The organism is Aeromicrobium sp. HA (genome assembly GCF_027171405.1).
GTDB classification, from domain to species: domain Bacteria; phylum Actinomycetota; class Actinomycetes; order Propionibacteriales; family Nocardioidaceae; genus Aeromicrobium; species Aeromicrobium tamlense.
The window spans coordinates 2094652-2108360 of the sequence record NZ_CP114372.1; the positions used below are offsets into that span (position 1 = coordinate 2094652).

Genomic DNA, 13709 nt, shown 5'->3' on the forward strand with positions numbered 1-13709 from the left:
GTACGGTCGCGGCATGGATCTGGCGGCCCTCGTCTTCGCCACGGGATGGGCCAGCGGCGTCAACGCCTGGGCCACCGTGGCGGTGCTCGGGATCGTGGCGCGCGCCGGCGGCTCGGAGTGGGTGCCGGCCGGATTCGGCGACTGGTGGGTCATCGGGCTGAGCCTGGGCATGTTCGCGATCGAGTTCGTCGTGGACAAGGTGCCGTGGCTCGACTCGGCCTGGGACGGCGTCTCCACGATCGTCCGTCCGGCGATCGGCGCGGTCGTGGCGTGGAAGCTGGCCGAGCACGGCGGCACGCTCGACCCGGCGCTGCTCGCGGCGCTCGGCGGCGGCACCGCGCTGGCCTCCCACGGAGTGAAGGCCGGCGTGCGCGCGGCGGCGAACACCTCCCCCGAGCCGTTCTCCAACGCCGCGCTGAGCACCGGCGAGGACCTGAGCGCCGTGGCCGTCGTGCTGCTGGCGCTCGCGCACCCGTGGGTCGCCCTCGTCGTCACGGCGGTCGCGCTGGTCCTCGGCGTCTCCCTCTTCCTGTGGCTGTGGCGCGCGATCAGGCGCTCCCGCGCCCGGCGGCGCGAGCGGAGGGGCTGAGCGTGGCCCGGATCATCGTCGTCGGCAGCGGCTTCGCCGGACTGTCCGCCGCCGCCCGGCTGGCGAAGCTGCGGCACCAGGTCACCGTGCTCGAGCGCGACGGCGAGGCGGGCGGGCTGCTGCTCGGCCGCCCGATCGGCGGCGCCCGGTGGGCCGCCGGGCCCGACGGCGTGACGCTGCCCGGCGTCTTCCGCGATCTCTTCCGCAAGTCCGGCCGACCGATGGACGCCCTCATCGCGATCTCCCCCACGGGACCGCGCCGTCACGTCGTGGCCGGCCGCTGGCCCGGCCGGGGCCTCGAGCTCGACCTGCCCTTCGGTACCCGGGGCGCCCAGCACGACGCGGTGACCACGGCGCTCGGCTCGGACCTTTGGTCACCGTGGGTGGACGAGCTCGCCGACCCGTGGGACGCCGTCCGCCGCACCGTGTTCGAGGCGGCGCACCCGTTCGGCGCGCCCGCCCCGGAGGTGCCGCTCGCGGACGTCTCCCTCGAGCGGCTGGTCCGTCCCGTGCGCGACGCACGGCTGCGTCGCGTGGGTGCCGAGCTCGGGTGGGTCGAGCCGTCGGGCCCGTCGGTGCTGGCGGTCTGGCACTACGTCGAGCGCAACTTCGGCCGGTGGCGGTTCGACGGCGGCAGCGCCGGACTCGCGGCCGCGCTGTTGAAGCGGCTCGGTGAGCGACGGGTCACCGTCGAGACCGGCGTCGAGGTGGTCGAGCCCGCGGCGGCCTCCGGTGTCGTCGACGGCGTCGTGCTCGCCGACGGATCCGTGCGCGAGGCCGACCTGGTCGTGTGGGCCGCCGGCTCCGAGACCTCCGGCGCGCGCACCCTCACCGCCGTGCGGCTCGACGGGGCCGTGGCGGCCGACGACCTCGTCGTGCACGGTCGCGACGTGGTGCGCGGCTGGCGCTCGGGCGACGACGGCTGGGTGCTCGAGGCGCCGACCGGCACGGACCCGCTCGAGGTGCTCGCCCGGCACGGCCACGACCTGCGGCCCCACGTGACATGGCGCGAGAGCGTGCCCGCTCCCCCGGCCGTCTCCGACCTGCCCCTCCCGGCCCGCAGCCCGCGCGAAGGCCTGTGGCTCGTCGGCGCGGCGGCCGCGCCCGGCGCCGGCCTCGAGATCACCGGCATGGGCACCGCCGCCCTGGCGGCCCACCTCGGCGCCGTGCCGCGCTAGGCGAGGATTCCCCGGTCAACCGGGGAATCCATCACCTTGCGGGGAGAACTTCCCCCGCATCGTGACGGGAAACCCCGCTCGGTCGGCTCAGACGAGGCCGTCGGCGCGGAGCTGCTCGAAGATCTCGCGCGTCGCGGGCGAGCGGTTGAGCGTCATGAAGTGCAGTCCGGGGGCGCCGCCGGCGAGCAGATCGCGGCACAGCTGGGTGGCCAGCTCGATGCCCTTGGCGCGCACGGCGGCGCGGTCGTCGGCGATCGGCTCGATCTGGTCGAGCACCTCGCGCGGCATGTCGGCGCCGGAGAGCTCGGCCATGCGGGCCACCTGGCCGAAGTTCAGGATCGGCATGATGCCCGGCACGATCGGCAGGTCGCAGCCGCGGTCGCGCACGCGGCGGACGAGGCCGAAGTAATCGTCGGCGCGGAAGAACAGCTGCGAGATCGCGAAGGACGCGCCGGCGCGGGACTTGGCCACGAGCACGTCGGCGTCCTCGTCGAGGCCGCCACAGTCGGGGTGACCCTCGGGGAACGCCGCCACGCCGACGGAGAGGCCGCCGACCTCGCGCACGAGGTCGACCAGCTCGATCGCGTGGCTCATGCCGTCGGGATGCGGCTCCCACGGAGCGCGCGGGCCGCCGGCCGGATCGCCGCGCAGGGCCAGCACGTGCTGGACGCCCGCCGCGACGTACTGCTTGAGCACCGTCTCGATCTCGCCGCGGCTCTGCCCCACGAGCGTGAGGTGACCGACGGGCGGCATCGACGCCTCGCGGGCGATCCGCTCGGTGATCCGCACGGTGCGGTCCTGGCTGGTGCCGCCGGCGCCGTAGGTGACCGAGACGAACGTCGGCTCGAGCGGCGAGAGGTCGTCGATCGTGCGCCACAGCTGCGCCTCGCCCTCGTCGTCCTTCGGCGGGAAGAACTCGAACGACACGGCCGGCCGGTCCGAGGCGAGCGCCTGCAGGATCGGGTCGTGGGACGCGGCGTCGGGGGAAGCGGGCATGGTCCCAACGGTATCGTCACGGACGTGAACAGCCCGGCAGCCGATTCCACCTTTCGGACAGCTGTCGCTCGACAGCTGGACTCCTTCGTCGGCGAGCAGCGGCGACTGCTGACCGATCTCGATCCCGCGGTGGGCGACCTCGTCGACGCCGCCGTCGACTTCACCGCCGGTGGCAAGCTGCTCCGGCCCACCTTCTGCCACGCCGGCTGGCTCCTCGCCGGCGGCGCCCCCTCGGACGAGCGCATCGCCGCGGCGGGCGCGGCGTTCGAGTGGCTCCAGGGCAGCGCGCTGGTCCACGACGACCTGATGGACGGCTCCGACACCCGGCGCGGCCGCCCCAGCGTGCACCGCGACTTCGAGGCGCGGCACGTCGCGGCCGGCGGTCACGGCGAGGCCCACGAGTACGGGGCCCGCGTGGCGATCCTCGTCGGCGACCTCATGCTGTCGTGGGCCGACGAGCACCTGCGTCGAGCCGAGCCCGACGCCCGCGCCGCGCGACTGTGGGACGCGTGCAAGTCCGAGGTCGTCTCGGGCCAGTTCCTCGACGTCCTCGCGCAGACCCGCGACCGGCTCGACGTCGCCAGCGCGATGCACGTGATCCGCTTCAAGTCCGCCAAGTACACGATCGAGCGGCCCCTCCACGTGGGCGCGGCGCTGGCCGGCGGCGACGATGACCTGCTGGGCCGGCTGACCGAGGTCGCGCTGCCGCTCGGCGAGGCGTTCCAGCTGCGCGACGACGTCCTGGGCGTCTTCGGCGACCCGGCCGACACCGGCAAGCCGATCGGCGACGACCTGCGCGAGGGCAAGCGCACCGTCCTGGTCGCCCGCACCGCTGACGCGGTCGGCCACGAGCGCGTCCTGGCGCTCCTCGGCACCGAGGAGGGCGTCGCCGAGCTGCACGACCTCATCGAGTCCAGCGGGGCCCTCGAGCAGGTCGAGGCCGACATCGACCGGCTCGTCGAGCAGTCGCTGCGCGCCATCGCCCGGATCGGCCCGTCGGCCGGTCCGGTGCTCGAGCCGCTGGTCGACGCGGCCATCCGACGCGTCCGCTGATCCGAGGGAGCACGGGTGCTGGGGGCCCAGCCCTTAGAATCGAGGTGTCCCAGGAGGCGAGCATGACGGTCACGGACGACGACGCACTGGTCGGGCGCACGCTCGACCAGCGTTACGTGATCCATGAGCGCATCGCCCGGGGCGGCATGGCGAGCGTCTTCCGCGCCACCGATCTGCGGCTCGACCGGATCGTCGCGGTCAAGATCATGCACCCCGACACCGACCTCGAGGACACCCCCGAGCGGTTCGTGCGCGAGGCCCAGTCGGCGGCGAAGCTCAACCACCGCGGCATCGTCTCGGTCTACGACCAGGGTGTCGACGGCGAGACGATCTACCTCGTCATGGAGTACGTCCCGGGTCGCACCCTGCGCGACGTGCTGCGCGAGGAGGCGCCGATGGCGCCACGGCGGGCGCTGTCCTACCTCGAGCCCGTGCTGATGGCGCTCTCGGCGGCCCACGACGCCGGCCTGATCCACCGCGACATCAAGCCCGAGAACGTGCTGATCTCCACCACCGGCGAGGTCAAGCTGGCCGACTTCGGGCTGGCCCGCGCGATCTCCAACGACTCGACCTTCGACGGCGTCCTCGTCGGCACCGTGTCCTACCTGGCGCCCGAGGTCATCACCCACCAGGGCGCCGACGCCCGCACCGACGTCTACGCGTGCGGCGCGATGCTCTTCGAGATGCTCACGGGCTCCAAGCCCCACACGGGCGACTCGCCGCTGGCCGTGGCCCACCAGCACGTCAACGAGGACGTCGCGCCGCCCTCCACGCTGCAGCCGGGCATCCCGCCCTACCTCGACGCTCTGGTGCGTCGCGCCATGACGCGCGACCGCGAGCGCCGCTCCCCCGACGCCCGCGTCCTGCTGCACCAGCTGCGCCAGGTCCAGCGCGCCCTGGCCGCCGGTCTCGCCGACGATCCCGAGCTGACGCAGGACCTGCTCCCGGGCTCGGGGCCCACGCCGGTCGTCGCGCCCGTCCTCGACGGCCCACCCGCGGACGTCGAGATGACCGCGCCGGTCACCTCGCTGTGGGACGTCGGCCAGGACCAGCCCACCACCGCCGTCACCGAGCCCACCACCACGTTCGGCGGTCCGGTCGCGCCTGCCGCGGTCGACCGTCCTTCCGAGGCCGAGCCCGCCCCGGCGGGCCGGCGTCGTCGCGGTCCGGTCCTGCTCCTCGTGGCGCTCGCCGCGCTGGCCGCCACCGCCCTGCTCGGCTGGTACCTGGCGATCGGCCGCTACGAGACCGTGCCGAACCTCGTCTCGCTCGACCAGGCCGAGGCCGTCAAGACCGCCGAGGCCGCCGGCTTCACCACCGAGCTGGGCGAGCCCGCCTTCTCCGAGGTCGTCGAGAAGGGCGCCGTGGTCTCGTCGGACCCCGACGCCGGGTCGCGTGCCCTGCCCGACGACGTGATCACGCTCGTCGTCAGCAAGGGCAAGGAGCGCTACGAGATCCCGAACATCCAAGGCCGCTCCCTGTCCGAGGCCGAGACCATCCTCGGCTCGCTGAACCTGCGCGTCGGCGAGGTCACCCAGGCCTTCAGCGACAAGGTCCCCACCGACGGGATCATCAAGTCCTCGAGCCACAAGGTCGGCGACCAGGTGAAGCGCGACACCGCCGTCGACCTCGTCGTCAGCAAGGGCCCCAAGCCCATCACGATCACCGACTACACCGGCCGGGCGGCCGACGACGCCTCCGCCGCCCTCGAGGACGCCGGCTTCGTCGTCCGCGAGGTCGAGCAGTTCAGCGACAGCGTCAAGAAGGGCGTGGTCATCTCGCAGACCCCGTCGGCAGGCACTGGGGTGCGCGGCGACACGATCGCGCTCACGGTCTCCAAGGGACCCGAGCTCGTCGCGGTGCCCGACCTGCGCGGCATGACCGAGGACGAGGCCCGCGCGGCCGTCACCGCGCTCGGCCTGAAGCTGAACGCCGCGAAGAACCCGTTCTCGGGCGACGACGCCCGCGTCCAGTACCAGATGACGACCGTGGGCAAGAAGGTCAAGCCCGGCTCGACCGTCACCGTGTTCCTCTCCTGACCTCGCGCCGGGGCGCGAGGTCAGGAGCGAGGATCAGGAGCGGCCGGCGAGCATCTCGGCGACGAGGAAGGCCAGCTCCAGCGACTGCGCCCGGTTCAGGCGCGGGTCGCACAGCGTCTCGTAGCGGTGCTCCAGGTCCTGGGCCGACAGGCGCATGCCGCCGCCGAGGCACTCGGTGACGTCGTCGCCGGTGAGCTCGACATGCAGGCCGCCGGGCCACGTGCCGAGGGCGCGGTGGACCTCGAAGAAGCCCCGGACCTCGTCGATGACGGCGTCGAACTCACGCGTCTTGTAGCCGTTGTCGGTGGCGAACGTGTTGCCGTGCATGGGATCGGTGACCCACGCGACCTGCGCGCCCGCGGCCGTGACCTTCTCCACGAGCGTGGGCAGCAGGTCACGGATCTTCTCGGCGCCGAAGCGGGTGATGAACGTGATCTTGCCCGGCACGTGGTCGGGGTTGAGCTTCTCGTAGAGCGCGAGCGCGTCGTCGGCCGTGCTGGTGGGACCGAGCTTCACGCCGATCGGGTTGGCGATGCGGCTCAGCAGCTCGACGTGGGCTCCGTCCAGCTGGCGCGTGCGCTCGCCGATCCACACGAAGTGGCCCGAGACGTCGTACGGGCGGTCGGTGCGCGAGTCGATGCGCGTCAGCGCGTGCTCGTACTCCAGCACGAGGGCCTCGTGGGAGGAGTAGAAGTCCACGGTGTGCAGCTCGTCGGGATCGGCGCCGATGGCCTCCATGAAGGCCAGGGCGCGGTCGATCTCGTCGCCGATGCGCTCGTAGCGCTCGCGCACGGGGCTGTTGCGCACGAAGTCCGTGTTCCACGAGTGCATCTGGCGCAGGTCGGCGTAGCCGCCGGTGGTGAAGGCGCGCGCGAGGTTCAGCGTGGCGCTCGAGGCGTGGTAGACGTCGAGCAGGCGCTGCGGATCGGGGTGACGCGCCTCGGGGGTGAAGTCGAACCCGTTGACCGCGTCGCCGCGGTAGGCCGGCAGCGTGACGCCGTCGCGCGTCTCGGTGTCGCTCGAGCGCGGCTTGGCGTACTGGCCGGCCAGGCGGCCGACCTTCACGACCGGGACGCTCGCGGCGTAGGTCAGGACGACGGCCATCGACAGCAGCACGCGCAGCTTGTTGCGCACGTTCTCGGCGGTGACGCCCTCGAACGTCTCGGCGCAGTCGCCGCCCTGGAGCAGAAAGGCCTCGCCGCGTGCCACGGCCGCCATCTTGTCGCGCAGCGAGTCGCACTCGCCCGCAAAGACCAGCGGGGGCATCTTCCGCAGCTTCTCGACGGCGGCGTCGCGCGCATCGAGATCGGGGTACGTGGGCTGCTGCGCAGCACCGATCGCACGCAGTTCTTCAAGGCTGGGAATGCTCACCAAGAAAGGATACGCGACCGGTTCCCGCGCCCCCGACGACGTCCGCATGCAGGACGGGACCGCCCTACTCGGCGATCTCCTCCCAGACCTCGTCGGCCTCGGCGCGGTCGCGCTCCTTGGCGGCCTGGCGCTCCAGCTCCTTGTCGCGCTTCTTCGCGTCGGGCGCGTAGAGGTCGACGTACTCCTGGCCCGAGAGGTTCATGATCTCGTAGAGGATCTCGTCGGTGATCGCGCGCAGGATGTAGCGGTCGTCCTGCATGCCCTCGTAGCGGCTGAAGTCCAGCGGCTTGCCGAAGCGCACCCCGGGCCGGGCGTAGCGCCCCACGATCTTCCCGGGAGGCGCGACGACGTCGGTGTTGATGACGGCGACGGGGATGACCGGGACCTTGGCCTCGAGGGCGAGGCGGGCCACGCCGGTGCGGCCGCGGTAGAGCTTGCCGTCGTGCGACCGGGTGCCCTCGGGGTAGATGCCGCAGACCTCGCCCTCGGCGAGCAGGCGCAGCTGGGTGCGGATCGCGCCGGCGGCGGCGCTGCCGCTGCTGCGGTCGATCGGGACCTGGCCCGAGCCGGAGAAGAAGGAGCGCTGCAGGAAGCCCTTGAGACCGGTGCCCTCGAAGTACTCGGCCTTGGCCACGAAGGTGACGCGGCGCGGGATCACCAGCGGCATGAACAGCCAGTCGCTGTACGACAGGTGGTTGCTGGCCAAGATCACCGCGCCCTCGCGCGGGACGTTCTCGGTGCCCTCGGCCCACGGCCTGAAGATCAGCTTGAGCACCGGACCCAGAGCCAGGAACTTGAGGAACCAGTAGAACACGCACGAGACATTACCGCGCCGCTGTCCGACCGGACGTGACATGGGGCACCATGGCGTCATGTCCGAGTCCCTCGCCCCCGGCACGTCACCCGTCCGTCCCGGTGCCGAAGCGTTCTTCTCCCCCGGCGGCCGTGTGGGCGTCCTGCTGAGCCACGGCTTCACCGGCTCGCCCGCGTCGATGACGCCGTGGGGCCGGCTGCTGGCCGAGGCCGGACACACGGTGTCGGTGCCGCGGCTGCCCGGGCACGGCACCACGTGGCAGGAGATGAACACGACGACGTGGCGTGACTGGTACGGCGAGGTCGACACCGCGCTGACCGACCTGCGCGAGCAGTGCGACTGGGTGGCGGTGTGCGGGCTGTCGATGGGTGGCGCGCTGGCGCTGCGGCTGGCCGAGCAGCGACCCGACGAGGTCGACGCGCTCGTGCTGGTGAACCCCGCGATCGCGCTCAAGCGTCTCGACCTCAAGCTGGTGCCCCTGCTGAGCCGCGTGCTGCCGTCGATCGGCGGCGTGTCCAACGACATCAAGAAGCCGGGCCAGGACGAGATCGCCTACAGCCGCACGCCGCTGAAGGCGCTCGCCTCGCAGCTGCAGCTGTGGCGCGACGTGCGCGAGAACCTCGACCGCGTCACCGCTCCCCTGCTGGTGTTCCGGTCCGCCGACGACCACGTGGTCGACGAGACCACCGTCGGCCTGGTCATGGAGGGCGTCTCCTCCGGCGAGCGCGAGCTGGTCGAGCTGAACGACAGCTTCCACGTCGCGACGCTCGATCACGATGCGGAGTTCATCATGGAGAGGTCGGCACAGTTCATCGCCGACCACGCGCCCGGCGCGTGAGCCGCTCCACCGTCCCGAGGAGGTCGCCATGACCGACCCCGCATCACCGCGCGACGACTTCGACCGGATCGTCGAAGGCCTCGAGCTCGACCTCAGCGGACTCGACGACTTCGACCGCTCGGCCGCGCGGGCCGCCGCGGCACGCGAGCGCGAGGAGCTCGAGGACGAGCAGCGGCGCGCCGCCGAGCCCGAGGAGCAGGACGACCAGTTCTACCGCGACGTCGGTCCGGCGGACCTGCCCACCGACAAGCGCACCAAGACGGCCTGGCTCGTCATCATCGGCGGCCCGGCACTGCTGATCCTGGCGCGCCTCGCCGACATGACCCCGCCGCCCGTGCTGGTGGCGGCCGTGGTCATCGCCGCGGTCTGCGCCGTCGCCTACCTGATCGCGCGACTGCCGGACCGCGGACCGAGTAACCCGGACTGGCCGGACGACGGCGCCGCGCTCTGAGCCGGGCGAGGTCGGCCGCCCCGACGAGGCCGGCGTCGTTGCCCAGGTGGGCCGCGACGATGCGCGCCTCGGAACGGTAGCCGCGTCCCGTCAGGTGGTCGTGGAAGGCGAACCGGGCCGGCCGCAGCAGCGTCTCGCCCGTCTGGCTGACCCCGCCGCCGATGACGAAGATCGCGGGGTCCAGCGAGGCCGCCAGGTTGGCCAGCCCGATGCCCAGCCAGCGGCCGACGTCGCCGACCCAGGCCTGGGCCTCCTCGTGGCCGTCGGCCGACAGGCGTCCGACCGTGGCGCCGTCGACGCGGTCGGCTCCCCCGGCCGCCTCGACCAGGGCCCGGCCGATGTCCGATCCCTCGGCCACCGCGGCCTGCGCCCGGCGCTCGAGGACACGGCCACTGGCGTACTGCTCCCAGCACCCCCGGTTGCCGCACTCGCAGGGGCGGCCGTCGTCGACGACCCGCTGGTGGCCGAACTCGCCGGCCATGCCGGAGTGGCCGCGGTAGAGCTTGCCGTCGAGCACCATCGCGCCGCCGATGCCCGTGCCGAGGTTCACCAGGACGACGTCGGGCAGGTTCTGCGCCGCGCCGAAGCGCCACTCGGCCCAGCCGGCGGCGTTCGCGTCGTTGTCCACCAGGACCGGCAGGCCCGTGCGGCGGACCACCGCGTCGCGCAGCGGCTCGTTGCGCCACGCCAGGTGCGGCGAGAACACGACGGTGGAGCCCGTGACGTCGACGTAGCCGGCCGCGCCCACGCCGACGGCGCGGACGACGTACTGGTCGCGGAACTCCTCGACCAGGTCGGCGATCGCGTCGAGCACGGCGGACGGGTCGGTGCTGGGAGTGGCGCGACGCGACCGCGCCAGGATCCGGCCGTCCTCGTCGACGACGCCCCCGGCGATCTTCGTGCCGCCGACGTCGATCCCGACGGCGAGGCGCTCAGCCACCGGCGTGGCCCTCGACGCGGCGCTTGAGTCCCTTGAGCGCCGTGTCGACGATGACCTTCTCCGCCTTGCGCTTGAGCATGCCCAGCAGCGGCAGCTTCAGGTCGACCGCCAGCTGGTAGGTGACGCGGGTCTTGTCGTCGGCCACCGAGTCCAGCGAGTAGGAGCCGTCCATGCCCGACAGCATCGTCTCGTCGGCGGGCACCAGGCTCCAGGTGACGAGCCGCTCGTCGCGCCAGTCGTAGCGCAGCGTGAACGTGTCGCGGATGGGGGCGGAGTCCACCACGAAGCGGACATCGAGCGGACGCCCCGCGTCGTCGGTGGCCAGCACCGTGACCTCGCGCATTCCGGTGGCCCAATCGGGGTAGTCGTCGAACGCGGCGATGACCGACATCACATCCCCGGCCGGAGCCTCGATCACGATGTCGCTGACCGTGCGCGCCATGTCCACCTCCTCGACTGGCGACCAGCCTATCGGCGCAGAGGCACGGCGTGGCGGGACGGTACGGTGCTGTCTGTGACCACGGAGAATTCGAACCCCGTCCCTGCCTCCTGGGGCACCCTGAGCCTCGACGTCCTGGACCGCCTCGACGCCCAGCGCGACCGCGTGTCGCTGCGCCGCGTCGTCGACGGCGAGTGGATCGACGTCACGCTGGGCCAGTTCCACGAGCAGGTGACCGCGGCGGCCAAGGGCCTGCTGGCCGGTGGCGTCGGCCACGGCGACCGCGTGGCCCTGCTGGCCAAGACGCGCTACGAGTGGACCGTCCTCGACTACGCCAACTGGTGGATCGGCGCCGTCACCGTGCCGATCTACGAGACCTCGTCCGCGCCGCAGATCGCCTGGATCCTCGCCGACTCCGGCTCGACCCACATCTTCTACGAGAACGACGAGCACCGCGCCCGCATCGACGAGGCCCGACCCGAGGCGCCCGAGCTCGTCTCCAGCCGTCCCATCGAGGACGTGCTGACGCTGCTCGCCGCCGAGGGCGCCGCGATCGACGACGAGACGCTCGAGGCCCGCCGCGCCGCCGTGGTCGAGGGTGACCTCGCGACGCTGATCTACACGTCCGGCACCACCGGCCGCCCCAAGGGCTGCGAGCTCACGCACGCCAACTTCCGCGCCGAGCTGTGGGGCGCCAACGAGCGCCTCGAGGTGATGTTCGCCCCCGACGACGCGGCCACCCTGCTGTTCCTGCCGCTCGCGCACGTGTTCGCGCGCATCGTCCAGGTCGGCGCGATCCGCTACGGCTCGGTGCTGGGCCACACCGCCGACATCGCCAACCTCGTCGAGCACCTGGGCCAGTTCAAGCCCACGTTCGTGCTCGCCGTCCCGCGCGTGTTCGAGAAGGTCTTCAACAGCGCCAGCACGAAGGCGTACGCCGAGGGCAAGGGCAAGATCTTCGACGCCGCCGTCCGCACCGCCATCGCCTACAGCCGCGCCACCGAGTCCGGCAAAGCGTCGCTCGCGCTGCGGGCCAAGCACGGGCTCTACAGCAAGCTCGTCTACGGCAAGCTGCGCGACGCCCTGGGCGGTCGCGCCACGCACGCGATCTCCGGCGGCGCGCCCCTCGGCGACCGTCTCGGCCACTTCTACCGCGGCGTCGGCCTCAACGTGTTCGAGGGCTACGGCCTCACCGAGACCACCGCGGCCCTCACCGTGAACCACCCCGGCGCCCAGCGCATCGGCACCGTCGGCCCGCCCCTGCCGGGCGTCGAGGTCCGCACCGGCGACGACGGCGAGCTGCAGTTCCGCGGCCCGCAGGTGTTCCAGGGCTACTGGAACGCCGAGGGCGCCACGCGCGACGTGCTCACCGAGGACGGCTGGTTCTCCACCGGCGACCTGGGCGAGGTCACCGAGGACGGGTTCGTCCGCATCACGGGCCGCAAGAAGGAGCTCATCGTCACCGCGGGCGGCAAGAACGTCTCCCCCGCGATCCTCGAGGACCGCGTCCGCGCGCACCCGCTGGTCAGCCAGTGCCTGGTCGTCGGCGAGGCCAAGCCCTTCGTCGCCGCACTCGTCACGATCGACACCGAGGCGTGGGAGGGCGACCTGGACGACCCCGAGCTGCTCGCCGAGGTCCAGAAGGCGATCGACGACGCCAACGCGCAGGTCTCGCGCGCCGAGGCGATCCGCAAGTTCGTGATCGTCGAGGACGACTGGACCGAGGAGAACGGCTACCTGACGCCCTCGTTCAAGGTGAAGCGCCACATGGTGGTGCGCGACCTGCACGACACGATCGAGGCGCTCTACGTGCGCTGATCACCCCGAGCACGAGAACGGCCCCCGGCATCGCCGGGGGCCGTTCTGCGTGGAGCCTGGGTCAGGAGACGCGCGCGTAGACGCCGAAGCCGGACGAGAGGCTGGTGATCTCGACGCTCTTGCCGGGTCGCGGCGCGTGGATGACCTTGCCGTCGCCGAGGTAGATGCCGATGTGCGACATGCTCGGGTAGGCGACGAGGTCGCCGGGCGCCAGCTCACCGGCCGAGATCTTGCGACCGGCCGACATCTGCGGGCCGACGACGCGCGGCAGCGAGACGCCCGCGGCGGCGTAGGCCTTCTGCACGAGGCCCGAGCAGTCCCAGCTGTCCGGCCCCGTGCCACCGTAGACGTAGGGGTCGCCGAGCTGGTTCATGGCGAAGGCGATGGCCTTCTTGGCCGCACCGGCACCGGCGTTGCGGACGGCGGTGACGTCGCCGGCGTTCATCTGCGACTGCTGCGCGGCCGACAGGAGGGCGAAGTCGGACTTGGCCTTCTGGTAGGACTCGGTCAGCTTCTTCTTGGTCTTCTCGGCCTTCTCCAGCTTGCCGTCGAGCTCGCGCTGGTGCTCGGCCAGCTGCGCCTGGCGCTTCTCCAGCTCGACGCGGGTACGCGTGAACGACTCGAGCGCGTCGGCGCGGGTGGTGTTGAGCGCGTCGATGGCGCTGAGGCCCTCGATGAACAGGTCGGGGTCCTGGCTGCCGAGCAGGCCGACCGTCGGGCCGAGCGGCTGCTCGAGCTGCTGCTGCACGATGTCGGCGCCCAGCTCGTCGCGCTGGACGCGGTAGACCTTGCGGATCGTGCGGATCTCGGAGCCGACCTCGTCGATGCGCCCGTCCAGGTCCTCGGCGTCGGCCGTGAGCTGGTTGAGCGTCTCGTTGGCGGCCTCGGCGCGGTCGAAGGCCTTCTCGACGTCGGCCTCGGTCACCTCGGGATCGGCGTTGGCCGGGGAGACGGCGACGAACGTGCCGGCCACGAAGGCCGACGCGGCCACGGAGGCCGCTGCGGTGCGAAAGCGCACGAAAGAATCTCCTGCTGTACCTCGACGCCTACCAGGTGAGCTGACGGATTCGGGCCTCGGTCTTGCCCTACGACCGGCGGGCCGGTCGATTCACCCCACGTACTTGGTTCCCCGGTTCGGCGGCCGCGAGCGGCCGGACGATTCGGCGGTGCCGCCGTCGGCGGC

13 protein-coding genes and 1 riboswitch are annotated in these 13709 nt (G+C 72.4%); of the genes, 7 read left to right on the top strand and 6 right to left on the bottom strand.

From position 1 onward, the window contains the following. Window positions 1–13 precede the first annotated feature (13 nt). Both O3S82_RS10320 and O3S82_RS10325 read left to right on the top strand, forming a co-directional pair. The gene (locus tag O3S82_RS10320) at window positions 14–589 is read left to right on the top strand and encodes a DUF4126 domain-containing protein (protein WP_269302634.1); all 576 of its coding nucleotides are present in this window, start codon (window positions 14–16) and stop codon (window positions 587–589) included. Between the two features lie 2 nt (window positions 590–591). Further along, window positions 592–1767, top strand: coding sequence for an FAD-dependent oxidoreductase (locus tag O3S82_RS10325; protein ID WP_269302636.1), 1176 nt, complete (start codon window positions 592–594; stop codon window positions 1765–1767). Between the two features lie 87 nt (window positions 1768–1854). On the opposite strand, the gene metF is transcribed toward O3S82_RS10325, so the two are convergent. Beyond that, window positions 1855–2763 carry a methylenetetrahydrofolate reductase [NAD(P)H] gene (metF, locus tag O3S82_RS10330; RefSeq protein WP_179424091.1) on the bottom strand — a complete coding sequence of 303 codons (909 nt, stop codon included), beginning with the start codon at window positions 2761–2763 and terminating at the stop codon, window positions 1855–1857. A gap of 24 nt (window positions 2764–2787) precedes the next feature. Here metF and O3S82_RS10335 point away from each other — a divergent pair, with 24 nt between their 5' ends. Beyond that, on the top strand, window positions 2788–3816 hold the full coding sequence (locus O3S82_RS10335; RefSeq protein WP_269302638.1) for a polyprenyl synthetase family protein: 1029 nt from the start codon (window positions 2788–2790) through the stop codon (window positions 3814–3816). A gap of 62 nt (window positions 3817–3878) precedes the next feature. Further along, window positions 3879–5855 (top strand): Stk1 family PASTA domain-containing Ser/Thr kinase, encoded by a 1977-nt coding sequence (gene pknB / locus O3S82_RS10340; RefSeq protein WP_269302640.1) that lies wholly within the window; start codon window positions 3879–3881, stop codon window positions 5853–5855. Between the two features lie 33 nt (window positions 5856–5888). Here the strand turns inward: pknB and O3S82_RS10345 are convergent, their stop codons facing one another. After that, window positions 5889–7226, bottom strand: coding sequence for a class II 3-deoxy-7-phosphoheptulonate synthase (locus O3S82_RS10345; RefSeq protein WP_395487640.1), 1338 nt, complete (start codon window positions 7224–7226; stop codon window positions 5889–5891). A gap of 64 nt (window positions 7227–7290) precedes the next feature. After that, window positions 7291–8082 carry a lysophospholipid acyltransferase family protein gene (locus tag O3S82_RS10350; protein WP_179424087.1) on the bottom strand — a complete coding sequence of 264 codons (792 nt, stop codon included), beginning with the start codon at window positions 8080–8082 and terminating at the stop codon, window positions 7291–7293. A 16-nt stretch (window positions 8083–8098) separates the two neighbouring features. On the opposite strand from O3S82_RS10350, the gene O3S82_RS10355 reads away from it, so the two are divergent. After that, window positions 8099–8878 carry an alpha/beta hydrolase gene (locus O3S82_RS10355; protein ID WP_269302643.1) on the top strand — a complete coding sequence of 260 codons (780 nt, stop codon included), beginning with the start codon at window positions 8099–8101 and terminating at the stop codon, window positions 8876–8878. 28 nt (window positions 8879–8906) lie between these two features. Then, window positions 8907–9329, top strand: coding sequence for a hypothetical protein (locus O3S82_RS10360; protein ID WP_269302645.1), 423 nt, complete (start codon window positions 8907–8909; stop codon window positions 9327–9329). On the opposite strand, the gene O3S82_RS10365 is transcribed toward O3S82_RS10360, so the two are convergent. Then, window positions 9232–10269, bottom strand: coding sequence for an ROK family glucokinase (locus O3S82_RS10365; protein ID WP_179424084.1), 1038 nt, complete (start codon window positions 10267–10269; stop codon window positions 9232–9234). The genes O3S82_RS10360 and O3S82_RS10365 overlap by 98 nt on opposite strands. Further along, on the bottom strand, window positions 10262–10711 hold the full coding sequence (locus O3S82_RS10370; protein WP_269302648.1) for an SRPBCC family protein: 450 nt from the start codon (window positions 10709–10711) through the stop codon (window positions 10262–10264). The genes O3S82_RS10365 and O3S82_RS10370 overlap by 8 nt, the downstream gene beginning before the upstream one ends. Window positions 10712–10783: 72 nt before the next feature. Between O3S82_RS10370 and O3S82_RS10375 the strand changes: the two genes are divergently transcribed. After that, the gene (locus O3S82_RS10375; protein ID WP_269302649.1) at window positions 10784–12526 is read left to right on the top strand and encodes an AMP-dependent synthetase/ligase; all 1743 of its coding nucleotides are present in this window, start codon (window positions 10784–10786) and stop codon (window positions 12524–12526) included. A gap of 61 nt (window positions 12527–12587) precedes the next feature. Here O3S82_RS10375 and O3S82_RS10380 read toward each other — a convergent pair whose 3' ends face one another. Next, window positions 12588–13544 carry a C40 family peptidase gene (locus O3S82_RS10380; RefSeq protein WP_269302651.1) on the bottom strand — a complete coding sequence of 319 codons (957 nt, stop codon included), beginning with the start codon at window positions 13542–13544 and terminating at the stop codon, window positions 12588–12590. Between the two features lie 10 nt (window positions 13545–13554). Further along, window positions 13555–13702: riboswitch (cyclic di-AMP (ydaO/yuaA leader) on the bottom strand. Window positions 13703–13709 lie beyond the last annotated feature (7 nt).

What these genes read in the sequence shown, in the direction of transcription:
- O3S82_RS10320 (WP_269302634.1), top strand. Translation starts at nt 14, where the DNA reads ATGGATCTGGCGGCCCTCGTCTTCGCCACGGGATGGGCCAGCGGCGTC.
- metF (WP_179424091.1), bottom strand. Translation starts at nt 2,763, where the DNA reads ATGCCCGCTTCCCCCGACGCCGCGTCCCACGACCCGATCCTGCAGGCG.
- pknB (WP_269302640.1), top strand. Translation starts at nt 3,879, where the DNA reads ATGACGGTCACGGACGACGACGCACTGGTCGGGCGCACGCTCGACCAG.
- O3S82_RS10350 (WP_179424087.1), bottom strand. Translation starts at nt 8,082, where the DNA reads ATGTCACGTCCGGTCGGACAGCGGCGCGGTAATGTCTCGTGCGTGTTC.
- O3S82_RS10355 (WP_269302643.1), top strand. Translation starts at nt 8,099, where the DNA reads ATGTCCGAGTCCCTCGCCCCCGGCACGTCACCCGTCCGTCCCGGTGCC.
- O3S82_RS10360 (WP_269302645.1), top strand. Translation starts at nt 8,907, where the DNA reads ATGACCGACCCCGCATCACCGCGCGACGACTTCGACCGGATCGTCGAA.
- O3S82_RS10370 (WP_269302648.1), bottom strand. Translation starts at nt 10,711, where the DNA reads ATGGCGCGCACGGTCAGCGACATCGTGATCGAGGCTCCGGCCGGGGAT.